This window comes from Streptomyces sp. NPDC051243, assembly GCF_044455405.1.
Classification (GTDB): domain Bacteria; phylum Actinomycetota; class Actinomycetes; order Streptomycetales; family Streptomycetaceae; genus Streptomyces.
Map to the genome: position 1 here is coordinate 98,332 of NZ_JBITES010000009.1, position 22,740 is coordinate 121,071.

Annotated in this window: 26 protein-coding genes and 1 pseudogene; 23 read left to right on the forward strand and 4 right to left on the reverse strand. The window is 70.5% G+C overall.

Translation table 11 applies throughout. The annotated features are described in order from the left end of the window. Positions 1–61: 61 nt before the first annotated feature. Positions 62–673 carry a hypothetical protein gene (locus tag ACIBAG_RS23535; protein ID WP_399107461.1) on the forward strand — a complete coding sequence of 204 codons (612 nt, stop codon included), beginning with the start codon at positions 62–64 and terminating at the stop codon, positions 671–673. Here ACIBAG_RS23535 and ACIBAG_RS23540 read toward each other — a convergent pair whose 3' ends face one another. After that, positions 674–2,026: a M14 family metallopeptidase gene (locus ACIBAG_RS23540; protein WP_399107462.1), complete on the reverse strand. Its 1,353-nt coding sequence runs from the start codon at positions 2,024–2,026 to the stop codon at positions 674–676. It abuts the gene before it with no gap. Positions 2,027–2,373: 347 nt separating this feature from the next. Between ACIBAG_RS23540 and ACIBAG_RS23545 the strand changes: the two genes are divergently transcribed. From ACIBAG_RS23545 to ACIBAG_RS23560, 4 genes are all read left to right on the forward strand, one after another. After that, a complete protein-coding gene (locus ACIBAG_RS23545; RefSeq protein ID WP_399107463.1) occupies positions 2,374–4,878 on the forward strand; it encodes an ATP-binding protein in 2,505 nt (834 codons plus the stop codon). 49 nt (positions 4,879–4,927) lie between these two features. Then, complete coding sequence (locus ACIBAG_RS23550) at positions 4,928–5,851, forward strand: anti-sigma factor RsbA family regulatory protein (protein WP_399107464.1); 924 nt, start codon at positions 4,928–4,930, stop codon at positions 5,849–5,851. A gap of 76 nt (positions 5,852–5,927) precedes the next feature. Then, positions 5,928–6,410 (forward strand): ATP-binding protein, encoded by a 483-nt coding sequence (locus tag ACIBAG_RS23555; RefSeq protein WP_399107465.1) that lies wholly within the window; start codon positions 5,928–5,930, stop codon positions 6,408–6,410. 86 nt (positions 6,411–6,496) lie between these two features. After that, positions 6,497–7,816 (forward strand): Nramp family divalent metal transporter, encoded by a 1,320-nt coding sequence (locus ACIBAG_RS23560; protein WP_399107466.1) that lies wholly within the window; start codon positions 6,497–6,499, stop codon positions 7,814–7,816. Positions 7,817–7,820: 4 nt separating this feature from the next. Here the strand turns inward: ACIBAG_RS23560 and ACIBAG_RS23565 are convergent, their stop codons facing one another. Then, positions 7,821–8,093, reverse strand: a complete 273-nt coding sequence (locus ACIBAG_RS23565; protein ID WP_399107467.1) for a hypothetical protein — start codon at positions 8,091–8,093, stop codon at positions 7,821–7,823. A gap of 58 nt (positions 8,094–8,151) precedes the next feature. Further along, positions 8,152–8,313, reverse strand: coding sequence for a hypothetical protein (locus ACIBAG_RS23570; protein ID WP_399107744.1), 162 nt, complete (start codon positions 8,311–8,313; stop codon positions 8,152–8,154). On the opposite strand from ACIBAG_RS23570, the pseudogene ACIBAG_RS23575 reads away from it, so the two are divergent. Next, positions 8,248–8,439: pseudogene (locus tag ACIBAG_RS23575) on the forward strand (RNA-guided endonuclease TnpB family protein); the annotation flags it as partial. The gene ACIBAG_RS23570 and the pseudogene ACIBAG_RS23575 overlap by 66 nt on opposite strands. Before the next feature lie 105 nt (positions 8,440–8,544). Further along, on the forward strand, positions 8,545–9,003 hold the full coding sequence (locus tag ACIBAG_RS23580) for a hypothetical protein (RefSeq protein ID WP_399107468.1): 459 nt from the start codon (positions 8,545–8,547) through the stop codon (positions 9,001–9,003). Between the two features lie 12 nt (positions 9,004–9,015). On the opposite strand, the gene ACIBAG_RS23585 is transcribed toward ACIBAG_RS23580, so the two are convergent. Further along, positions 9,016–10,692 carry a chitinase gene (locus ACIBAG_RS23585; protein ID WP_399107730.1) on the reverse strand — a complete coding sequence of 559 codons (1,677 nt, stop codon included), beginning with the start codon at positions 10,690–10,692 and terminating at the stop codon, positions 9,016–9,018. Between the two features lie 243 nt (positions 10,693–10,935). Between ACIBAG_RS23585 and ACIBAG_RS23590 the strand changes: the two genes are divergently transcribed. From ACIBAG_RS23590 to ACIBAG_RS23665, 16 genes are all read left to right on the forward strand, one after another. After that, complete coding sequence (locus ACIBAG_RS23590) at positions 10,936–11,745, forward strand: hypothetical protein (RefSeq protein WP_399107731.1); 810 nt, start codon at positions 10,936–10,938, stop codon at positions 11,743–11,745. A gap of 79 nt (positions 11,746–11,824) precedes the next feature. Next, entirely contained in the window at positions 11,825–12,532 is a 708-nt protein-coding gene (gene cpaB / locus ACIBAG_RS23595; RefSeq protein ID WP_399107469.1) for a Flp pilus assembly protein CpaB, read from the forward strand. A 9-nt stretch (positions 12,533–12,541) separates the two neighbouring features. Further along, positions 12,542–13,804 carry a CpaE family protein gene (locus ACIBAG_RS23600; protein WP_399107470.1) on the forward strand — a complete coding sequence of 421 codons (1,263 nt, stop codon included), beginning with the start codon at positions 12,542–12,544 and terminating at the stop codon, positions 13,802–13,804. A 59-nt stretch (positions 13,805–13,863) separates the two neighbouring features. Then, positions 13,864–14,187 carry a pilus assembly protein gene (locus ACIBAG_RS23605; protein WP_399107732.1) on the forward strand — a complete coding sequence of 108 codons (324 nt, stop codon included), beginning with the start codon at positions 13,864–13,866 and terminating at the stop codon, positions 14,185–14,187. Position 14,188: 1 nt separating this feature from the next. Next, positions 14,189–14,545, forward strand: coding sequence for a TadE/TadG family type IV pilus assembly protein (locus tag ACIBAG_RS23610; protein ID WP_399107471.1), 357 nt, complete (start codon positions 14,189–14,191; stop codon positions 14,543–14,545). A gap of 12 nt (positions 14,546–14,557) precedes the next feature. Next, positions 14,558–15,895, forward strand: a complete 1,338-nt coding sequence (locus tag ACIBAG_RS23615; protein ID WP_399107472.1) for a CpaF family protein — start codon at positions 14,558–14,560, stop codon at positions 15,893–15,895. Positions 15,896–15,933: 38 nt separating this feature from the next. Beyond that, entirely contained in the window at positions 15,934–16,881 is a 948-nt protein-coding gene (locus ACIBAG_RS23620) for a type II secretion system F family protein (RefSeq protein ID WP_399107733.1), read from the forward strand. Between the two features lie 49 nt (positions 16,882–16,930). Further along, positions 16,931–17,818, forward strand: a complete 888-nt coding sequence (locus tag ACIBAG_RS23625; RefSeq protein WP_399107734.1) for a DUF5936 domain-containing protein — start codon at positions 16,931–16,933, stop codon at positions 17,816–17,818. Positions 17,819–17,851: 33 nt separating this feature from the next. Beyond that, positions 17,852–19,207, forward strand: a complete 1,356-nt coding sequence (locus ACIBAG_RS23630; RefSeq protein WP_399107473.1) for a sensor histidine kinase — start codon at positions 17,852–17,854, stop codon at positions 19,205–19,207. After that, positions 19,204–19,920, forward strand: a complete 717-nt coding sequence (locus ACIBAG_RS23635) for a response regulator (RefSeq protein ID WP_399107474.1) — start codon at positions 19,204–19,206, stop codon at positions 19,918–19,920. Before ACIBAG_RS23630 ends, ACIBAG_RS23635 begins: the two co-directional genes overlap by 4 nt. A gap of 145 nt (positions 19,921–20,065) precedes the next feature. Continuing rightward, positions 20,066–20,263 carry a hypothetical protein gene (locus ACIBAG_RS23640; RefSeq protein WP_399107475.1) on the forward strand — a complete coding sequence of 66 codons (198 nt, stop codon included), beginning with the start codon at positions 20,066–20,068 and terminating at the stop codon, positions 20,261–20,263. Then, entirely contained in the window at positions 20,263–20,883 is a 621-nt protein-coding gene (locus ACIBAG_RS23645) for a pilus assembly protein TadG-related protein (RefSeq protein ID WP_399107476.1), read from the forward strand. The genes ACIBAG_RS23640 and ACIBAG_RS23645 overlap by 1 nt, the downstream gene beginning before the upstream one ends. A 23-nt stretch (positions 20,884–20,906) precedes the next feature. Then, the gene (locus tag ACIBAG_RS23650) at positions 20,907–21,488 is read left to right on the forward strand and encodes a hypothetical protein (RefSeq protein ID WP_399107477.1); all 582 of its coding nucleotides are present in this window, start codon (positions 20,907–20,909) and stop codon (positions 21,486–21,488) included. 8 nt (positions 21,489–21,496) lie between these two features. Then, complete coding sequence (locus ACIBAG_RS23655; protein ID WP_399107478.1) at positions 21,497–22,126, forward strand: OmpA family protein; 630 nt, start codon at positions 21,497–21,499, stop codon at positions 22,124–22,126. Between the two features lie 111 nt (positions 22,127–22,237). Next, a complete protein-coding gene (locus ACIBAG_RS23660; protein ID WP_399107479.1) occupies positions 22,238–22,372 on the forward strand; it encodes a hypothetical protein in 135 nt (44 codons plus the stop codon). A gap of 103 nt (positions 22,373–22,475) precedes the next feature. Continuing rightward, the gene (locus ACIBAG_RS23665; protein ID WP_399107480.1) at positions 22,476–22,688 is read left to right on the forward strand and encodes a hypothetical protein; all 213 of its coding nucleotides are present in this window, start codon (positions 22,476–22,478) and stop codon (positions 22,686–22,688) included. Positions 22,689–22,740: the final 52 nt, after the last annotated feature.

Genomic DNA, 22,740 nt, shown 5'->3' on the forward strand with positions numbered 1-22,740 from the left:
CGTGAGACGGCTTCCGCCCCCGGCGCCCCAAGGCACAGGCTCGTCCGCCATACTGCCCGTTGTGGAGCAGCGCATAGGTTCAGGCAGCCAGCCTCTGGAAGGCGCCGGTTTCGACCCGGCCTTCATCCCTGGGCTCACCACGCCCGCGTCCGCCAAGCCGGGGGGTGTGAAGGAGAAGGACGTCGCCGAGGAGGCCGCCTCCGAGGAGCCGGAGACGGGATCCGCGGAGACCGGTTCCGAGGACACCGAGTCCGAGGCGACGGACGCCGGGGCCGTGGCGCAGGACGACACGGACGACGGCGAGGCAGCCGACGCGGCGGACGGCGAGGAGGACGACGACGAGGCTCCCGCCGACGGCCCCGTCTTCGAGGCCGCCGACCGCCGGGCCCGTATCGTCGCCGACCACAAGGGCGTACGGCTCTCCCTGGACGACCAGGAGTGCGAGTTCCGCTGGGACGAGATCGGCGCCGTCGAGACGGAGTCCCCGCGCTTCGGGAAGCGTTTCACCGTCACGGTGCACACTCCTGACCGCCGCTGGTACCCGATCGAGATCGAGGCGACGGCCAGGAGCCGCTTCAAGGAGTGGGACGAACAGCTGGACGCGGTCCTCGACGCCTACTTCGAGGACGCGGACGCCGACGAAGCGGACGCCGAGGAAGCCGACGTCAAGTAGTTAGCTGCAGTACTGGGCTTCCTTCCCGATCGACCGGTACATACAGTCGGCGTTCTCCAGCAACTGCAACACCGCATCCCTGTTCCGGGACGTCTCCCGCTCGATCACCTCGTCGGGCGGGTAGAACCCGCCACCCCCGCTGGACGACGGGTACATCTCGAAGGTGTACCCGAAGATCTTCTGGGACCCCCACAGCCAGTCGTCGATCGACCCGTCGGTGATGTACAGGTCACTGGACTGCTCCGGCGTGTAGCCGTTGCTTGCCGCCATCTTCTGACCGACCGTCGCGAACGCGTTCCGGTCGTCGGCCGTCATCCCGGTCGTGGTGTCGGAGGACGTGTACCCGAACGGCCACAGCACCAGCTCGCTGTACGTGTGGAAGTCGATGCCCGCCTTGATCTGCTGGACGCCGCCCACGACCCGGCTGCGCACGAAGTTCGCGACCACCTTCACCTCGGGCGCGGATTCGGGCGCCGTACCCCGGTAGGTGTCCGAGGACGGCGACCCCGACGAACCGCCGCAGCAACCCCACCGGTAGTTCCAGTTCCGGTTCATGTCGGTCCCGACGTACGAGGAACCGGAGTTGGGCTGCCGGTTCTTGCGCCACGACCGGTAGGAGCCGGTGGCGATGTCGTACTCGCCGCCGTCCGGGTTGAGGTCGGGGATGATCCAGATCTCGCGGTTGTTCACCATGCTGGTGACGCGGGAGTCGCTGCCGTAGTCGGAGGTCAGCTCGCGCAGCAGGTACAGCGCCATCTCGACCGTCAGGTGCTCACGGGCGTGCTGATGGTGCGTGAAGAGGACCTCGGGCTCGGACTCGTCCGTCCCCACGTTGTCGCTGATCTTGATCGCGACGATGTTCCGGCCCTGGTACGACGTGCCGATGACGCGCTGGCTCGCGATCGAGGAGTTGGCCGAGACGAGGGAGTTGATCTCGCTCGTCATCTCCGCGTAGTTGTGGTAGCGCGAGTCGCCGGACGGGAAGTCGTAGAGACGGATGTCGTCCTCACCGGCGGAGCGGTCGGGGACCGCGCCGAGCGGGGTGACGTCGTAGCCCTGCGCCTTCAGCTTCTTGATCTGGTCCGCGCGGCCGGAGACGACCACACCGTGACCGTGGACCTCGTCCACGGTCACGCCGGTCCGCTGAAGTGCCGTGCGGTCCTTGGCCGTCGAGTGCATATGGATCTCGTACTGCCGGACGTCGTCGGCCGAAGGGGCCGGCTTGGCGGCGCTGTCGGCGTTCGCGGTCACGTTCGCGGAGAGAGGCGCCGCGAGCGTGAGGGCGAGCAGTGCCGCGAGTGTGGCGGTCCGTCTGCCGCTTCGAGCGCCTGAGCCGCGGATGCGGAGTCGCATGAATTCTCCTTGTGGGAGTGGGGGGTGGGGTTCAGTGCGACGTACGTGATGCGGGTGTGGCGCTCATCGTGGAGCGGTGGCATGTTCAGGTCAAGGGTGACTCGCTGATCGACGGCGAGAATCATGCGGAAATCAGCCGCGCAGTGTACGCGTGCACCTTCCGCGCGGAGCGGTCTCCGACCAAGTCCACCCAGGGGTGTGATCCGGACGTGCGGGGCGGCGCGAGGGGCGGGAAGGGTGAGGAACCGCGCAAGGGGGGAGCGGTGGGAGCGGCGGGAGTGGTGGGGAACGCCGCACCCTCCGCCTCCCCGGCTCCTTCGGACGACACCCCAGAGGAACGGCTGATCATGGGCGGATCAGCGCCACGACGGGACCACCAGCTGCCGGTCGAGACGACCAGCTTCGTCGACCGGCGCGGCGAACTCGCCGCGGGACGCGAACTGCTGTCCAGGACCCGGCTGGTCACGCTGACCGGACCCGGCGGTGTCGGCAAGACCCGCCTCGCCGCGCGCATCGCGGCCGCCGTACGGCGCACCTTCCCGGACGGCGTGCGCTTCGTCCACCTCTCCGGTCTGGACGACCCCGAACTCGTCCCGCTGGCCGCCGCCGACGCGCTCGACCTGCACGACCACTCCGCGCGGCCGCCGTTGCAGGCGCTGGTGGAGCGGGTGCGGGACCGTCGGCTGCTGCTGCTGATCGACAACTGCGAACACCTGCTGCCGGCCTGCGCCGAACTCGCCGCGGCCCTGCTGCACGGCACGTCCGGCGTACGGATCCTGGCCACCAGCCGCCACCGCCTGGGCCTGACCGAGGAACACCTCCTGGACGTACGACCGCTGCCGGTCCCCGACCCCGACGGCGACCTCTCCGCCCCCGAGGGCTACCCGGCCCTCGCCCTGTTCGCCGACCGGGCCGCCGCGGTGGTCCCCGGTTTCCGGCTGACCGCCGCGAACCGGGTGGCCGTCGCCCGCCTGTGCCGCCGCCTCGACGGCCTTCCCCTGGCCATCGAACTCGCCGCCGTCCGTATGCGCGTCCTCGACGTCGACCAGCTCCTCGACCGCCTCGACGACCGCTACCGCCTCCTCACCGGCGGCAGCCCAGCCGCCCTGCCCCGCCACCAGACCCTGCGCGCGGCCGTCGACTGGAGCCACGAACTGTGCACCGAGCGGGAGCGGCTGGTGTGGGCGCGGTTGTCGGTGCTGGCGGGGAGTTTCGACCTGGAGACGGCGGAGGCGGTGTGCTCGGAGGCGGTGTGCGCGGAGCGGGAGGGCACAGAGGGGGAGCGCGCAGAGGGGGAGCGCGCGGAGGAGGCGGGGCATGTGGAGCCCTCGGACACCCATGACGTCCTCGACGCTGTCACCGGCCTCGTCGACAAGTCCGTACTGTGCCGTGAGTCCGGCCCCGACGGCGTCCGCTACCGCCTCCTCGACACCCTCCGCCACTACGGCCTGGACCGCCTGCACCGGCTCCCCGGCGAGGAGCCCGCCGCCCGCCGCCGCCAACGGGACTGGATGCTGCACCGTGCCGCCGCCTGCGAGAAGGCCTGGTTCGGGCCCGGCCAGCGAAGGATCGTCGCACGCCTGCGCGCCGACCAGGACAACCTGCGCAGCGCCCTCGACTTCAGCCTCACCACCCCGGGCGAACGCCTCGCCGGACTGCGCCTCGCCGGCACCCTGTGGTTCTACTGGCACGCCTGCGGAGCCCCCCGCGAGGGCCGCCACTGGCTCGACCGCGCCCTCGCCGCCAACCCGGAGCCGACCCGGGAACGGGCCCGCGGCCTGTGGATCGCCGGCCTCCTCGCCGCCGCCACCCACGACGTCACCGCCGGCCTCGCCCGCGCCCGCGACGCCCACGCCCTGGCCCGCGAGCTGGCCGACGAGGCCGAGGCGGCCCACGCCGCGTACGCCATCGGCGTCATCACCCTGTTCATGGACGACCTGCCGACCGCACTCGAGCACTTCGAGGCCAGCGTCGCCCGCGGCCCCGTCCCCGGCCAGCACCTCAGCCTGTACGGCCTCGACCAGGTCGAACTCGCCTGCGCCCTGGGCTTCCTGGGCGAGGCCGACCGTGCCGTCGAGGTCTGCGAGCGGGCCCGGCGGATGTGCGAACGGCACGGCGAGGAGTGGGTGCACTCGTACGTCCTGCGGATGCTCGCCCTCGCCCACACCGTGCGGCGCGACTGGCGGCGGGCCGAACACCAGGCCCGCGAGGCCCTGCGGCTCAAACTCGCCGTCCACGACGTCACCGGCATCGCCCTCACCCTCGACCTCCTGGCCCGCGTCGCCACGGAGACCGGCGCCCACGAGCGCGCGGCCGTCCTGCTCGGCGCGGCCGACCGCACCTGGTCCGCCATCGACAGCGACCGCTGGGGATCGGCGGCCCTCAACGCGACCCGCCGGGACAGCGAGACCCGCGCCCGCGAGGCCCTCGACGGACCCGCCTTCCAACGGGCGTACGACCACGGCACGGGACTGGGTCTCGCGGAGACCGTCGACTACGCGGTCAACGACGGCGGACGGCCCCGACGGCCCACGGGCACCCCGGGCGCCAGAAACAGGACGGGCCCGGCACGCACCGCGGATGCCACGGGCATCAGGGGCGCGGCGGACGCCACCGGCCCCCGCAGGACCAACGGCAGACCCGGGTCCCTCCACTCCACCATCGGCGTCCACCTCACCCGCCGCGAGTCCGAGGTCGCCGAACTCGTCGCCCAGGGCCTCGCCAACCAGCAGATCGCCGACCGCCTGGTCATCGCCCGGCGCACCGCAGAGGGCCATGTGGAACGCATCCTCGGCAAGCTCGGCTTCAGCAACCGCAGCCAGATCGCGGCCTGGGTGGCGGCCCAGCGCTGAGCCACCCGACCGGCCCGTCCGCCAACCGCTCCCAAGGAGAACCCACCCCATGACCCCCCAGTCCCCCCGATCGGCCCCGCCTCAGTCCCCCTTCGACCACCGTATGGCCGTCTACGCCACCGACGAGGAGTTCCTCGCCGCCGCCCTGCCCTTCCTCACCGAAGGCCTCGGCGCCCCCGGCGAACCCCCGCCGGTGGCCATCGCCGCCCCCGCCGGACTGGACCTCCTGCGCGACGCCCTCGGCACCGACGCGAAGGACGTCGGTCTCGTCCCGCACACCGAGTGGTACACCGGCTCAGCCGCCAACGCGATCGCGCAGGGCGCCGGTTACCTCGCCGCGAACGCCGGCCCCGGCGGCCGTATCCACCTCCTCATGGAACCCGTCTGGGGCGGCCGCGCGGGCCGCTCGCCGCGCGAGACCGCCGAGTGGATCCGTTACGAGGCCCTCGCCAACCTCCTCTTCGCCCCGCTCGCGACGACCGCCCTGTGCGCCTACGACGCCCGCGTCGCGGGCCCCGCCATCGTGGCTGCCGCCCGCCGGGCCCACCCCGACACCGACGTCTACGAGGACCCGGTCCGCATCGCCGCGGAACTCGACGCCGTACCGCTGCCACCGGCTCCCGCCGACGCCGAGCGGCTCCCCGGCCCGGCGCCCACCGCCGACGTCGTACGCGACCGGGCGGGCGCGCGCGGACTGTCCGCCGCGGACGCCGAGTTGTTCGCCACGGCCGTCACCGAGGCGGCCCAGGCCCTCGGCCCGATCGAGGGAGCCCTGCTGTGGGGTGCGGCCCCCGCGTGCGTCGCCGAACTGCGCGCCGCCCGCCGCGTCGACGACCCGCTCGCCGGCTTCGTACCGCCGCCGAGCGCGGAACTGGAACCCGGGCAGGGGCTGTGGTTCGCACGGCAGGTGTGCGCGTACGTCGATGTCCGTGCGGAGGGGGAGGGCGCGAGCGTACGGCTGCAGTACGGGTAGCGGATGCACGGCGCAGGTATGGAATCGGGTATTCCTCCCCATGCGGGCGTACCCCCGTACCCGCCACTGTGGACCCATGCTGCACCTCTCCGGGGCGCGCTTCCCTGATCGCGATCACCAGTACGGTTCGTATCCCCAACCACCCATGGGGGCCGGCCATCTGAGCGTCGAGTACGACCCCCGTCCCTCCGCGGTCCGTGAGGCCCGCGCGGAGGTCCGCCGACAACTGGAGGGATGGGGCCTCGCCGACCTGGACGACGTGGCGGACGTGGCCGAGCTGCTGGTGAGCGAGCTGGCGACGAATGCCCTGCTGCACTCGGCGAGCCGCTTCCGGCTCACCCTCTTCGCCGCGCACGGGATCCTGCGCTGCGAGGTCCGGGACGCCGGTCGCCGCGTTCCCACGGTGCTGGACGCGGGCGCCTCGGAGAGCGGCCGGGGAATGTTCCTGGTGGACGCGCTGGCCCGGCGGTGGGGCTGCCAGCAGGACACGACGGGCAAGACGGTGTGGTTCGAGCTCGGGACGTGCGGGTCCGACGACTGCTGTCGGCGACAGTCGTAGGGCCCGCCAAACCTCCATGAGCACATCGGGTGGAGATCGCGCACGCCCTCTTGTCCCGTCAGCGCCTTTGCGCTTTCTTGACGCTCATGGCGGACACCACGGGCAACACATCGGCATCACGGGTCGGCGAGGCGGACTCCCGTCCCCGTAAGTCCAGTTGGCGCTACATCGGCCCCGGCATCGTCGTCGCCGCGACCGGTGTCGGCGCGGGCGACCTGGTCGCCACCCTCATCGCGGGCAGCAACTTCGGCTACACCCTCCTCTGGGCCGCGATCATCGGCTGTCTGGTGAAGATCTCCCTCGCCGAGGCGGCCGGACGCTGGCACCTGTCCACCGGCCGCACCCTCTTCGACGGCTGGGCGAGCCTCGGCCGCTGGACCACCTGGTTCTTCGTCGGCTACGTCGTGATCTGGGGCTTCGTCTACGGCGCGGCCGCGATGTCGTCCAGCGCACTGCCGCTGCAGGCGCTGTTCCCGGACGTGATGGACCTGGAGTGGTGGGCCATCGCCTGCGGTCTGGTCGGACTGGTCTTCGTCTGGTTCAACAAGTACGCCGTCTTCGAGAAGGTCATGACGGTCCTGGTGGGCGTCATGTTCGTGGTGACGGTCTACCTGGCGATCCGCGTCACGCCGAACCTCGCCGACGCCTTCGCCGGTCTGCTGCCCGTCCTGCCCGACGAGAAGGACTCGATCCTCAACACCCTCGGCCTGATCGGCGGCGTCGGCGGCACCATCACCCTTGCTGCGTACGGCTACTGGGTCAACGCCAAGGGCTGGACCGACACCGGCTGGATGAAGGTGATGCGCCTGGACAACCGCGTCGCCTACGCCACCACAGGCATCTTCGTCATCTCGATGCTGTTCGTCGGCGCCGAGCTGCTGCACTCCGCCAACATCGCCATCGCCAGCGGCGACAAGGGCCTGATCCAGCTGGGCGACATCCTGGCGGACGAGTACGGCACGGTGACGGCCAAGTTCTTCCTGATCGGCTTCTTCGCCACCTCCTTCACCTCGCTGATCGGCGTCTGGCACGGCGTGAGCCTGATGTTCGCGGACTTCGTGGCGCGCTACCGGGGCCGGGAGGAGCTGAAGGGCGAGGAGGTCGCCTCCGGCGAGCGGGAGCGCTCCTGGCCCTTCCGTGCCTACCTGCTCTGGCTGACCTTCCCGCCCATCGTCCTGCTCTTCCAGGGCCAGCCGTTCCGCCTGATCATCATCTACGGCGTCCTGGGCGCGGCCTTCCTCCCCTTCCTCGCCGGCACGCTGATCTGGCTCCTCAACTCCGCGCGCACACCGCGGGAGTGGCGCAACGGGCCGGTGAGCAACGCCATGCTGGCGATCGCGGGGCTGCTGTTCCTGGTGCTGTGCGTGAAGCAGATCTGGGACCAGCCGTGGGCGGACTTCTTCTGACGGCCTAGCGGAACCGGTCCCACTGCGGGCTGAGGGCGATCTCCCGGAGCTGCTTCGTGGTCAGGGCCGGTGTCCCGCGGGACGGGGCGGCGTGCGGGCCGTCCGCGTTGTAGGCGCTGACCACGACGCGGAAGCCGTCGGTGCGCAGGGTGTCGACGGTCCACCGCACGCAGCCCGGGACGTCCTTGTCGCCCGCGTCCGCGCGGTCCGTGACCTTGGTGCCGTCCGCCAGGGTCTCCGCGTCGCTCCCGAACAGCTCGTCGGCGACGTCGCCCATGCCGTGCTGCGCGTCGATCTAAGACGTAGTTCCTGCCCTTGCCGTCGTCCAGGACGACCTAGGAGTAGTCGCCGCCCTGCTCGACGCCGTCGATGTCGTCGGGGAGGAGCGGCAGCAGGGTGCCCAGGATCGCCTTTGTGCCTGCAGGCCACCGATGGAGCCTGGGCAGGCGAACGCATGTGCCAGTGTTGGCGGTGAGGGGGTCGGGGAGGGTGGGCATGCCCGGTACACGTTCCGGCTGCGTGTGTCGGCGGCTGCCCATGCCGCGCTGCTGGCGGAGTGGGACCGGTGCCGGTGGGTGTGGAACGAGTGTGTGGCCAAGTCCAAGTCCGTGCACGAACACAATCCCTTCGGGGAGTGGAGCATTCAATGATGCGGCGGGGCAGGGAGAATGTTTCACCGCACCACGCAGAAAAGCTCACCGCGAGCACACGGACCGAGGACCCCACGAATGACCGAGCAGCCCCCACCCCCACCCGGCCCAGGCTTCGGCCCACCCCCACCGCAGTATGCGCCCGGCCAGCCCGCGCAGCCGCCGCAGTACCCGCCGGCCCACCAGCAGCCCGCGCCGCAGTACGCCCCCGCGCCGCAGCCCCCGTACGCCCCCCTCCCGCCCCAGCCGGCCCCGGCCGGCCCGGACTTCCTGGCCGTCGACAAGCGCAACGCGGTCGTCGTCGACGCGTCCGGCGTCGCCTTCGAGATGTCGGGGAACACGCTCGAGTTCCAGTGGCCCGAGATCCGCAGCGTCCACTACAAGGCGAGCCCGGACGGCAAGGCCCTGATGGTCGCCGTGGTCCACATGGACGGCCGGTTCTACGAGTGCGTGGTGGAGGCCAAGCCCCGGACGAGGCTGCAGGAGTGGTTCCCGCAGCTCGCCTGGGTGCTCGGCCACTACCGTCCGACGGGGTGAGGCCGGCGGCGCCTACGGCAGCGCGTGGACATGCGGCCCGACCGCGTTCGACCAGGCGTTCCCGGCCGCCGCGTCCCAGTTGGTCGACCAGGTCATCGCGCCCCGCAGGTCGGGATAGGTCCTGGACGGCCTGAACGAGCCGCAGTTCGTGCCCTTCGCCAGGCAGTCCAGGGCGTTGTTCACGACGGTGGGCGAGACGTACCCGCTGCCCGCGCCCCGCGTCGAGGCCGGCAGCCCCAGCCCGACCTGGGACGGGGCGAGGCCGCCCTCCAGCTGGATGCAGGCCAGGGCGGTCAGGAAGTCCACCGAGCCCTGGCTGTAGACCTTGCCGTCGCAGCCCAGCATCGAACCGCTGTTGTAGTACTGCATGTTGACGACCGTGAGGATGTCCTTGATGTTCAGCGCGGTCTGGAAGTAGGAGTTCGACGTCGACTGCATGTCGATGGTCTGCGGCGCCATCGTGATGATCAGCGACGAGCCCGCCTTCGCCGACAGGGAGCGCAGCGCCTGCGTCATGTAGGTGGCGTTGAGGCCGTTCTCCAGGTCGATGTCGACGCCGTCGAAGCCGTACTCCCGCATCAGCGCGTACACCGAGTTCGCGAAGTTCGTCGCCGACGCCGAGTCGTTCACCGTGACCGTGCCGCGCTCGCCGCCCACCGAGACGATGACCTTCTTCCCGGCGGCCTGCTTGGCCCTGATGTCGGCCTTGAACTGGTCGACGGTGTAGCCGCCGAGGCCGGCCGAGTCCAGGTTGAAGGTCACCGCGCCCGGCGTCGAGGTCGCGTCCGCGAAGGCGACGGCGATGATGTCGTACTGGGACTGGACGTCGGCGAGCTTCTGCACGGTCGCGCCGTTGTCGAAGTTCTGCCAGTAGCCGGTCACCGCGTGCTTGGGGAGCGCCGGACCCACCGGGCCCGCCGTGGTCGTCCCCGTCACCGCCGCCGACTTCGGCGACTCACCGGCCGCGTTGGTCGCCGTGACCTGGAAGGAGTACGACGTCGAGGCCGCGAGCCCGGTCACGGTCGCGGAGGTGCCGGTCACCGCGGTCACCTTGGTGCCGTCGCGGTAGACGTGGTAGCCGGTCGCGCCCGAGACGGTGTTCCAGGCCAGGGAGACCGACGACGAGGATGTGCCCGCCACGGAGAGCCCGCTCGGCGCGCCCGGGATGGTGGGGGAGGGGTCGGTGCCACCGCCGCCGTCGGGGCCGAACACCGAGACGTCGTCCGCGTGGTAGGCGGCCTGTCCGTACCAGCCGTGGGTGTACACCGTCACCGAGGTCGTGGACGCGCCGGTGGTGAAGGTGGTCGAGAGCTGTTTCCAGGCCGTCGAGTCGGGCGTCCAGGTGGACACGTCGGTGGTGCCCGTGCCCGTCACGCCCAGGTAGGTGTAGCCGCCCTGCACCCAGGCGCTCAGCGTGTACGTCGAGCTGGGCTTCACCGCCACCGTCTGCGAGCAGCGGGCGTTGTCCTGACCGGCCGGAGTCGCCTTGAGCGCGGAGGTGCCGCCGTGCACCGGGGAGGAGACGGTCGTGCCGCTGTTCGCGGAACAGGTCCAGTTGCTCAGGCCGGACTCGAAGCCGGCGTTCCTGGCGTTGTTGACGTCCGCCGCGGACGCCTGGCCCGCGGGGAGGAAGGTGAGGGCGAGTGCCGCGGTGACCGCGGCCACCCCGAATCTGCTGCGTATGGACATGACAATAGACATGCCGAACAGCTTGGTCCAGACCAATTCTCGTGTCAAGAGAGTCCGGTGGTGGAGAAATTGTGTGCGTAACCTGCCCCGTTTTGGTGTGACTTGTGCGAGTGGAGTTGCTTCCCGGCTGGAGAGAAGCTGTTCTCCGGCCACAGAGCCGCGGATACAGTGCTGAGACAGTCACGCAATGAAGTCATCGGGGAGCTGCGCGTGCCAACTGCCATTGCCGTGACCAGCGCCGACATGGCGCTGCCGGCGCAGGACCAGCGAACCGTGCCCGCCGTCGTGCTCGGGGACCTCGACCGCGAGCCGCTGGACCACTCGCTGGCGGACATGCAGACGCTGATCGAGCAGCACGGGCATGTCGTCGTCGTCTGCTCGCAGGCCGTCCCCCGGAGTGTGGAGCAGCGGCTGCGCATCGTACGGTCCCTGCTGGAGAGCGACCGGATCGCCCTGTTCCGCCCCGAACTGCCCCCGCTCGGACTCGCCGTCCTCGCCCGCCAGTTGCGGCAGCTGGCCTCCTGTGACCTCAGCCCCGGCGTCCTCGCCTCGGCCGGCCGGCTGCTCACCCACTACATCCACGCCGGGGCGCTCCTCGGCTCCGTCACCAAACTCGACCGCATCCCCGTCGACCTCAAGTCGCACGCCAAGTCCTGGGTCCCCGGCAGCCAGTTCGGCGTCCTCGCCCACCCGAACCCGCAACTGGTCAGGATGGGCCCCGGGGTCACCCTCGACGGCCCGGAGTTCGACACCTCGCTGCTGTTCGCCAAGGGGCAGCTCCAGTCCGACTGGGTCACCACCGCCCTTGCCCCGTCCTGGAGGGCGCGGGGCCTGCGGGAGGCGGCGCTGCCCGCCGAGTCGGCCGCCTGGTGGGGGACGTCCAAGCTGATCGAGTTCTGCGCCTATCTGCCCGACCTGTCGGTGCTTTACCAGTTGGTCACCTCCGTACGGCAGAACTCCTGTCACTGGTGCGGCATCGACGTCATCGGCGACCGCTGCGTCTTCTGCTCCGCCGTCCCGCCCGCCCACGAGCAGCCGGCCCGCGCAGGCTGACCGGACCCCGGCCCACCGAGGCCGCCCCGACCCCACCCGACCGCTCCCGACCGATTCCCCCAATGAGGTTGTACGGTTCATGAACTCCCGTCAGCGCCGCGGCGTGATACTCCTGCTCCTGTCGGTGGTCTGCGCCCTCGGCGCCTTCGCCGGCGTCCTCTCCGTCATCAACGACGTGAAGTCCAAGGTCGGTCCCGAGGTCTCCGCCTACCAGCTCAAGCGGGACGTGGCTCCCTACACCCCGCTCAGCGCCGCCCAGTTCCAGAAGATCGAGATGCCCGAGCGGTGGCTGTCGAAGAACGCGGTCACCGACCTCCGGCAGATCCAGGGCAAGATCGCCGTCACGACCCTGCGCGAGGGCTCCCTCCTGCAGAGCGACATGATCGTGGGCCAGCCCGCCCTGCAGGCCGGCGAGCAGGAGATCGCCATCATGATCGACGCGGCGACCGGCGTGGCGGGCAAGATCACCCCGGGCTCCACGGTCAACGTCTACGCCACCTTCGAGGGGCAGCGCGACGCCGATCCCGACCAGTCCAAACTCATCATCGAGAACGCCCGGGTCATCGACGTGGGCAGGCTGACCTCGCTGGAGCCCGACGACGACGACCGCACCCGCCGGACCACCGAGGCCGTCCCGATCACCTTCGCCCTGAACGCCGTCGACGCCCAGCGCATCACCTACGCCGAGTCGTTCGCCGACGAGGTCCGGCTCGCCCTGGTGGCACCCGGCGGCGAGTCCGACATCTCCCCGACGGACCGCACGTACGAACTCGCCAAGGACAAGTGAGAGGCCCCCATGCCCACGAGGATCCTCCCGGCGGTCGGCGACGCGGACGCGGTCCGGTCCCTCACGACGCTGCTCAGCCAGCTCCCCGACGCCGAGCCGGTGGCCCCGGTCACCGACTCCACCCAGCTCGTCGACACCCTCGCGCGGCTGGCCGCCGAGTCCGTCGACGAACTGCCCGAGGTCGTCGTCGTCCACGAACGCATCGGTCCCGTACCGGCCCTGGAGCTCATCCGCGAGGTCGCCCTGCGCTTCCCCGCGGTCGGCGTCATCCTCGTGACGTCCGACGCCGGCCCCGGCCTCTTCCAGGCCGCCATGGACTACGGCGCCCGCGGCCTGGTCACCCTGCCCCTGCACTACGAGGAGCTCGCCAGCCGCGTCCACGCGGTGGCCCAGTGGTCGGTGGGCGTACGGCGTCACCTGGGCGCGGGCGGGGACGTGTTCAGCGGCGTCGGCGGCACCGTCGTGACGGTGAGCGGCGCCAAGGGCGGGGTGGGCACCACCCTCACCGCCATCCAACTGGCGCTCGCCGCACAGGCGTCGGGCCGCAGCACCGCCCTGCTCGACATGGACCTCCAGACCGGGGACATCGCCGCCTTCCTGGACGTGCAGTTCCGCCGCTCGGTCGCCGACCTCGCCGCCATCAACGACATCTCGCCCCGCGTGCTCGCGGACGCCGTGTTCCGGCACGACTCGGGGGTCGCCCTGCTGCTCGCCCCCGGCGACGGCGAGCGCGGCGAGGAGGTCACCGACCGCGCCGCCCGCCACATCGTCAGCGCCCTGCGCTCCCGCTACGAGATCGTCGTCATCGACTGCGGCGGCCAGCTGACCGGCGCGAGCGCCGCCGCCGTGGAGATGGCCGACACGGCGCTGCTGGTCACCACCCCGGACGTGGTCGCCGTCCGCGGCGCCAAGCGCACCGTACGGATGTGGGACCGCCTGCAGATCCGCAAGGCGGAGGAGACCACGATCGTCGTCAACCGGTACTCGCGCGGTGCGGAGATCCAGCCCGCCCTGATCCAGAAGATCACCGGCACCGGCATCGCCGCCACCGCGATCCCCGCCAACTACAAGGAACTCCAGGGCGCCGTCGACGCCGGCCGCGTGCACGAGCTGGACGGCAAGGGAGCGGTCCGGCAGGCCCTGTGGGCGCTCGCCGGGGAGCTGGGGCTGGTCAAGGGCACGGAGGGGGCCCTGCAGCGGCGCAACGGCAAGGCACGGGGCGGGGAGCGGGCGGCGCTGACGTTCCGGCGGCGCAGGGAGCTGGGGCGGTGAGGGGGCGGGGGGACAGGCGACGGGGGGACAAGGGTCAGGTCACCATCGAGTTCCTCGGCATGATGCCGCTGATCATCATCACGCTGGTGCTGCTGTGGCAGTTCGTGCTGGTGGGGTACACGTTCTCGCTCGCGGGGAATGCTGCGGACGAGGCGGTGCGGGCGGGGACGGCGGCGGACCCGGGCGGGCGGCAGGCGGCGTGCCAGGAGGCCGGGTTGGAGAAGCTTCCGGACGCGTGGGCCGGCGAGGTGACCTGCTCCACCGGGGGCGGCTACGTCACCGCCGACGTCACCCTGAAGGTTCCCGTCCTCTTCCCCGGCGCGATCGGCTTCCCGTTCGAGGTCGAGGGCCACGCGGGTGCCGTAGAAGAGGAGACGGACTGAGATGCCGTACGTCCGTAGGGGCCGTGAGCGCGGCCAGGTCGCCATCGAGTACCTCGGGTTCATCCCGATCCTGATCCTCGTCGCCCTGGCGGGCGTGCAGATCGGCCTGATCGCCTACACCGCCCAGCAGGCAGGTACGGCGGCCAGGGCGGGGGCACGCGCGGCCTCGCTGGAGGAGAGCGCCGAGGACGGCTGTCAGGCCGCGGTGAGCGGGTGGCTCGCGGACGGCACCAGCTGTCCGGCGTCGTACGGCGGCGACGAGGTCACCGTCACCGCCACCGTCGAGATCCCGTCGATCGTCCCCGGCTGGGACTTCGGCGACGCCCAGAAGACCGCGACCATGCCTCTCGACCACTGAACGAGGATCCCCATGAGCCTGAGGTCACGCATCAACACCCCCGAGGAGAACGGCAGCCGGGGCGAGGACGGCCACCTGGTCGCCTCCTACCGGGCCAAGCTCCTGGAGGAGATCGACCTCGCGGAGATGAGCTCACTGGCCGCGGCCGAGCGCCGGGCCCGGCTTGAACGGGTCCTGGGCCACATCATCAGCCGTGAGGGCCCGGTGCTGTCGACCGTCGAGCGCTCGCAGCTGATCCGCAGGGTCGTCGACGAGGCGCTGGGCCTCGGCATCCTGGAACCGCTCCTCGAGGACGCGTCGATCACCGAGATCATGGTGAACGGCCCGGACGCGATCTTCGTCGAACGAGGGGGCCGCGTCGAGCAGTTGCCGCTCCGCTTCCCCTCCCACGACCAGCTGATGCAGACCATCGAGCGCATCGTCTCCACGGTGAACCGGCGCGTGGACGAGTCCAACCCGATGGTGGACGCCCGGCTGCCGTCCGGCGAGCGCGTGAACGTCATCATCCCGCCCCTGTCCCTGACCGGCGCGACCCTGACCATCCGCCGCTTCCCCCGCTCCTTCACCTTGCACGAGATGATCGGCCTCGGCTCGCTGGACGAGCCCATGGTGTACCTGCTGGCCGGGCTGGTGCAGGCGAAGTCCAACATCATCGTCTCCGGCGCCACGGGCACGGGAAAGACGACCCTGCTGAACGCCCTGTCCGGTCTGATCCCCGAGTCCGAGCGCATCATCACCATCGAGGACTCGGCCGAACTCCAACTCCAGCAGGCCCATGTGATCCGGCTGGAGTCCAGGCCCCCCAACGTCGAGGGCAAGGGCCAGGTGACCATCCGCGACCTGGTCCGCAACTCCCTGCGCATGCGCCCCGACCGGATCGTGGTCGGCGAGGTCCGCGGCGGCGAGTCCCTGGACATGCTGCAGGCCATGTCGACCGGCCACGACGGCTCCCTCGCCACCGTGCACGCCAACAGCGCGGAGGACGCCCTGATGCGCCTGAAGACCCTCGCGTCGATGTCCGACGTCGCGGTCCCCTTCGAGGCGCTGCACGACCAGATCAACAGCGCGGTGGACGTGATCATCCAGCTGACCCGCTTCCCGGACGGCGCCCGCCGGATCACCGAGATCGCGATCCTGGACAGCCACGGGGCGGAGCCGTACCGCCTGGCCACGGTGGCCCGCTTCCAGGCCCAGCCCATGACGCCGGACGGCCGCGTGCACGGCGCCTTCGGCTACTTCCCGCTCCCGCGCCGCACCGCCGACCGCCTCTACATGGCGAGCCAGCCGATCCCGCAGGCCTTCGGTGTCGCCCAGTCCCCGCTCGAGCTCGCCACCCGAGAAGCCAGGTAGGAACCGTTGCCATGGAACCCCACACCGTCACGGTCGCCGTGGACCTGCAGACCCGCATCACGCTCACGACCGGCATAGCCCTGCTGACCTGCGCACTGGCCGTGCTGGGCGTCCACGCGTACGCCTCCGGCCGGGCCCAGCGCCAGGCGCTGGTCGACCGTCTGACGTCCACCGGCCAGATCACCGGGGCCGGCGGCCGCCGGCGCCGCTTCGCCGACCTGGACCGCCGGCTGCGCCGTACGAAGCCGGGCAAGCGGCTCGAACTGCGCCTGGCGGCGACGGGCCTGGACGTGACACCCGGCGAGTTCTTCGTCTACATGCTGGCGACGGTCGCGGGCCTGTGGCTCGTCGGCCAGGCGACCCTCGCGCCCTTCTTCGGCCCGATCGCGGGCCTGCTGGGCGTCTGGGCCGCGGTCCAGTTCCTCAACTGGCAACGCCAGAAGCGCATCGAGAAGTTCATCAACCAGCTCCCCGAGCTCGCCCGGATCCTCGCCAACGCCGCCCACGCGGGCCTGGCCATGCGCACCGCCATCGGCCTCGCGGCCGAGGAGCTGGAGGCCCCGGCGGGCGAGGAACTCGCCAAGGTCTCCAACCAGCTGGCCCTCGGCGCCTCGATGGACGACGCCCTCGGCGAACTCGCCGAACGCCTCCCGTCCCGCGAACTGGTCGTCCTGGTCACGACCCTGGTGCTCTCGAACCGGGCGGGCGGCCAGGTGGTGAGCGCCCTGCGGAACCTGACGGAGACGCTGGAGGAGCGCAAGGAGACCCGGCGCGAGGTCCGTACCCAGCTCTCCCAGGTCAGCATGACGTCGTACGCGGTCCCGGTGCTGGGCGTGGGATCGCTGTTCCTCATGAACGGCGTGAAGGACGGCGCCCTGGACCGTATGACGGGCTCGCCGTACGGCCAGGCGGCGGTGCTGATCGCTTTCGGGCTGTACGCGGTCGGCTTCATCCTGATCCGCCGTCTGTCGAGGATCGACGTATGAGCCGCGTGAGGCACTCGAGGGGAGGACGACGACCATGACAATGGGACAACTGGGCCTGCTCCTGGCCCTGGTGGCGGGCCTGAGCGTGTGGGGGATCTTCGCCGGCATCCGTCTGTACCGGGCGGACGCCAAACTGCCCAGCGACCTCGCGCTGGCCCTGGAGGTCGGCGCGACCCGTACCGGCGCCGTGGACTCGCTCATCGACCGCATGGGCATGCGCTACGCCCCCGCCGTACTGCGTCTGATGGGCCCGAAGCTGGTCGCCAAGTACCGCCGCAAGATCGACCTCGCGGGCAACCCCGGCGGCCTGACCATCGACCGCTACGCGGCCAGGCGGGCGGTGTACGGCTTCCTGGGCGCGGTCGGCTTCCTGGTGTTCCTGGCCCGGGGCCAGGTGCTGGTGGCCTTGCTGCTGCTGGCGTTCGGCGCCTTCTGGACGGAGGTCGGCATCTGGTCGGCGATCCGCATCAGGAAGGACGAGATCGAACGGACCCTGCCGGACTTCCTGGACGTACTGGCGGTGGTGGTGAGCGCGGGCCTCGGCTTCCGTCAGGCACTCGACCGGGTGGCCTCGAAGTACGAGGGCCCCTGGGCCGACGAACTCCGCATCACCCTGCGCCAGATGGACCTCGGCATGAGCCGCCGCCAGGCCTTCGCGGAGCTGCGGCGCCGCAACGACTCCGAGCAGGTCGCGATGTTCGTGACGGCGCTGCAGCAGGGCGAGGAACTGGGCGCGCCGATCGTCGACACGTTGGTGGCGCTGGCGAAGGACATGCGGCGGACGGATGCGCAGAACGCCCGGCGCAAGGCGGCCAGGGCGGTGCCCAAGGCCACGATGATGATCACGACGTTCATGGTTCCGGCGACGATGATCCTGCTGGGGGCGGGATTGCTGCTGGGGTCGGGGACGGACTTCGGGTCGCTGACGGGGGAGTAGGGGGCGGGCTGTATGGCGGGGATGCCGGTGCGGATGAGTGCTGGGGCCGGTACGGCGGCGGACCGGGGCGCGTGGAGGGCCGGCCGCGCGCTTCTGCGCAGCCGCTGGACGCCCCGGTCGGCGACCGGGGAGCAGGCCGAGCGCTCAGCGACGATCTCCCTCCAGACAAACGCCCTCCAGGCGCTGTGCCGCCAGGTCTTCGGCTTCCGGCTGGCCATGATCGCGCTCGCCGCCCCCGGGGCCCTGCTCAACGCGGCGCCGGGCCTGGGCACCCGGCTGGTGGGCGCGGCGGTGGTGATCACCTTCATGGTCTCCTACGCCCTGTTCCGCGACTGGGAACGCTTCGGCCCCCTCCTCCTGCGCCACCCCACCCTTCTGGCGGCGGACACCCTCTTCACCTCCCTCCTCCTGGTCTCCGCGGGCCCGGACACGACTCTCGCCTACGTCAGCGTCTGCACCCCGCTCCTGGCCGGCATCGTCTACGGCTACCGGGGCGCTGCGGTGTTCGCCAGCGTGCAGTCCCTGATCCTGCTCCTGGCCTACGCGATCGACAGGGAGGCACAGGCGGGCAGCGGCCTGGCGGAGAAGCTCCTCCTGCCCGGCTTCTGCGTCATCACGGGCGCCCTGGGCTCCTCCCTGCGCAACCTCATGCTCCGCTTCGGCACGGCGACCCAGGCCCTCACCGCGATCCAGGCCCGCCTGGCGGTCACGGAAGCGGTGAGCGCGGAACGGGCCCGGCTGGCCCGTGAGATGCACGACTCGGTGGCGAAGACGCTGCACGGCGTGGCGCTGGCGGCGGACGGACTGGCCGCCAAGGGCCCCTTCGCCCCGGACCCGGGCGTGCTCAGGCAGCAGGCGGAGCTGGTGTCCCGGGCGGCCCGCCGAGCAGCCGCCGAGTCCCGGGAACTCCTGGCGGACCTGCGCCGCGAGTCCGACCCGGACCACACGACGGACATCGCACCGGAACTGGCCGCCCGTGCACAGGACTTCACGACCCGCACGGGCCTGCACACCACGTTCGACGTCACGGGCGAGACCGTACGGTTGCCTGCGGTCCCGCCGGCGGTCGCCCGCCACCTTCTCACCATCACCGAGGAGGCCATGGAGAACGCCCACCGCCACGCGAGGGCGACGAGGGTCGAGGTACGCGCAGGAGTGGAGGCCGACGCCCTGCGCCTGACGGTTCACGACGACGGCCAGGGCCTCCCCGCCGGCACGACGCTCGAACAGCTCCGCCGGACGGGCCACTTCGGCCTGCTGGGCATGACGGAACGGGCCGCCTCGATAGGAGCGCGTATCCACATCGGCAGGCGCAGGCACGCACACGGCACGGAGGTCCGCCTGGAACTCCCGCTGGCGGCCCTGACGACGACGAAGGCGACCCCATGAACACCGCTCTGCGGATCGTCGTGGCCGACGACAACCCGGTGGTCCGAGCAGGTCTGACGGCCCTCTTGTCCAGCCACGAGGACATCACGGTCGTAGCGGAGGCGACCAACGGTCACGAGGCCCGGGCCGCGGCGCGCGATCACCGTCCCGACGTGATCCTCCTGGACGTTCGCATGCCGGGCGTGGGCGGTATCGAGGTACTCCCGCACCTGGTCCGTACGGCTCCGGTGATGATGCTGACCTACAGCGGTGAGTCGGAGACGGTCCGGGAGGCCCTGCGCCGAGGGGCCGTCGGCTACCTGGTCCACGGTGAGTTCACGGCGGACGAACTGGTGGCGGCCGTACGGGACATCAGACGGGGCGGGCCGCCTCGGCTCAGCCCCACGGCGGCAGCATCACTAACGGAAGCAAACACTCAACTACCAACTCCTACGGGCAATTCCCCGGAACCGCTTTCGCAAGTGCAACCGGATGTGGGACAGTCGTCGTCGTACCGGTCAGGGTTCCAGCTGAGCAGGAGGGAGGCGGAGATCATGGACCTCATCGCAGCGGGCATGAACAACCAGCAGATCGCCGCCGCCTGCTTCATCAGCGAGAAGACGGTCAAGAACCACATCAACCGCATCTTCGCCAAACTCCACAGCACCAGCCGGGCGGAAGCCGCCGCCAAGTGGCTGGGCACGGCCCCGGGTTCGCACCCAGGACGGAGCTGACCGGCGATGACACAGCGATGGTTTTCGGCCTGGGCTCGGAATTGGGCCCAGGGACCCTCTGGTGTTCCGGGTAATCCCGCTTACTTTTCTCCTGAGCAATACGAGCCAAGTGCTCAGCGATCGCCGGACACCAGAGGGGAACACCATGAGCAACTGGATCAACACCACCGTCGCATACCTCCGCTCGCGGGCTGCTCGGGGGGACGAGGGGCAGACGGCGGTGGAGTACCTGGGGATCATTGCGGTGGTGGTGGCGATTGTGTTGGCTATCACCGGGACGGACATCGGTCAGACCATCTTCGACGCGATCACGGAGAAGATCGCCGAAGTAACCGGCGGCTGATGCGGCCATCCAGGTCCGGCGACGCAGGGCAGGCCTTTCCCATCTACATCACGGTGGTGGCGGGTCTGCTCTTTCTCGCGTTCGCGTACCTTGCGGTCGGCCAGGCCGCGGCAAACAGGAACGGTGCCCAAACCGCGGCGGACGCAGCGGCGTTGGCGGCGGCGCTGGACACTCGGGACCAGCTTGCGGGCAAGTGGGTGGAGGACGTACTCGACCCCGCGAAGTGGCAGGCCATCTTCGACGGTGACGTCGAGGGCCTGGATCTGTCGTGCTGGCGAGCAGATGAACTCGCCGCGCAGAATGACGCCCATGTACTGGGATGCGATCCAGGGGTCTTGAGCTACGAGGTCGAGGTCGAGACGGATAAGTCCGTCGGAGACTCGATCGTCCCCGGCACAGAGGACGAGAAGTCACAGGCATCCGCCACCGCCGTCATCGAGCCTCGCTGCACGTTCGATCTCCCCGGCGAGGGCACCGGGGACGGTGAGGGGGACGACGTGCTGCCTCTGCCGCAACTCCAATGCGAGGACGACAGGGACTGGGACCCCGATCCGGACGATCCGGCAACCCTTCCGGGCCCCGAGGACCTCTTCGACGTCCACCTGGCCGACAGCGAATGACGAGTGACGAAGGAAGCAGAGGAATGAGCATTCGGTTCACCACGAAGGCCCACAGGGGGATGGTCGCACTGACCGTTGCGGCTGGACTGGCCCTCGGCGTGGCCGGCTGCGGCAGTGGCGGAGACGACGACAAGAAGCCGGAGGCCACGGCGTCCGCCGCCACACAAGGTGGGTCCGACCCGAGTGCACAGGAGGGGCAGGCCGACACGCCCTTGGCGGAGTTGAAGGGCTCGGACGGCCTCCTCCTTCAGATCACCTCTGCCCAGCGCGATTCCGGTGGCTTCGTCACCGTGAACGGCAACCTGAAGAACGACGGGGCCAAGAGCACCTCTGTCCCGTCCGCGTTGAGCGGCAACGAGACCGAGATCATCAGGAACGGCCGATCGCTCGGTGGTGCCACGCTCGTCGACTCGAAGAGCAAGAAGCGGTACTACGTACTGCGGGACACGGACGGCCGACCGCTGACCACTACGGGCTTCTCGACACTCAAGGCCGGCGAAAGCCTGGCCGTGTTCATGCAGTTCCCCTCTCCGCCCACGGACACGACCGAGGTCACCTTCCAACTTCCGACCTTCGCCACCGCCACCCTCCAGATCTCCGGGTGAGGCCAAAAATGACCCGCACCCCCCGCCTCCCCCTCACCCTCACCGCCGCCACCCTCATGGTCGCCGCCAACATCCTCGGCGCCACCACAGCCGACGCGGCCGACGACCCCAGCGTTCCCCCCGGCACCGAGGCGACGGCCGCCGCGCCCGTCGAGGTGGACGCCAACGATCCGGATCTCAAACTCCCGGAGGGTGCGACGCTCGCCGAACCCAAGGTGCTGGACATCAAGCAGGTCGTCGAGGACCAGGCCGGCGAGGAACGCCGGGAGGACACCAACACGGACGTGAAGTTCGCGCTCCAGGCGGAGGTCCTGTTCCCCAAGGACAGCGCGAAACTGACCGGCGAGGCGAAGGCCCGTATCTCCTCGATAGCGGAGGAGATCAAGACCCAGAACGCCACACGGATCCGCGTCTTCGGTTTCACGGACAACCTGGGTTCGTCGGCGCACGGCGATGTCCTGTCCCGGCAGCGCGCGAACGCCGTCCAGGGCGTCCTGGAGTCGGAGCTGAACGACTCGACGATCACGTACGAGGTGCGGGGCTACGGCGAGCAGTACCCGATCTCGTCCAACGCGACGGAGGCCGGCCGCAAGAAGAACCGCAGGGTGGAGGTCTCCTTCCCGCGCTCGGAGAGCTGACCGGTCTGCCGGGACTCCGGGACCCCTCCCGGACCCCCGTGCCCAGCCTGCGTCCATGACCGCTCCCCGCAGCTGGATCCTCGTGATGGCAGCCGCACTGATGACGGCTGGGTGCTCGAGTTCCCCGGAAGCCGCACCACCGGCATCGGAATCGGCATCGGCACCGACGTCGTCCTCGGCATCGGGCTCGTCCAGCACCTCGACCGCTCCGCCGACCGCCGGAGCAACCTCGGCCTTCTGCCTTGATCTGTCGACCTTCCAGGTCGGCGTCCTCGCCTTCCGCTCCGATGCGGGCGCGGCGATCGAGGGGCAGCCGCTGGACTTCGAAGAGCTGCGGAGGAAGGCCGCCTTGATCGCTGACCTCGGTGAGGAGATGCGGGCGAGCGCGCCGGCCGCCATCGACGAGGAGTTCCGTGCGGTGCTCAAAGCGGTCGATGTCTCCGCGAGCAGACTGAAGCCCGGCGCGAAGGTGCGCGACGTCGTGGATCCCCTGTACGGCGAACACATCCGTCCCGCCTTCGACGCGGTGGACAACTACGACTGCGGCGCTTCGGACGGGTGACCCGCGTGTCCGCCCGGGAGCGGGTGCACGTACTCAACCGAAGCGAGCCGAA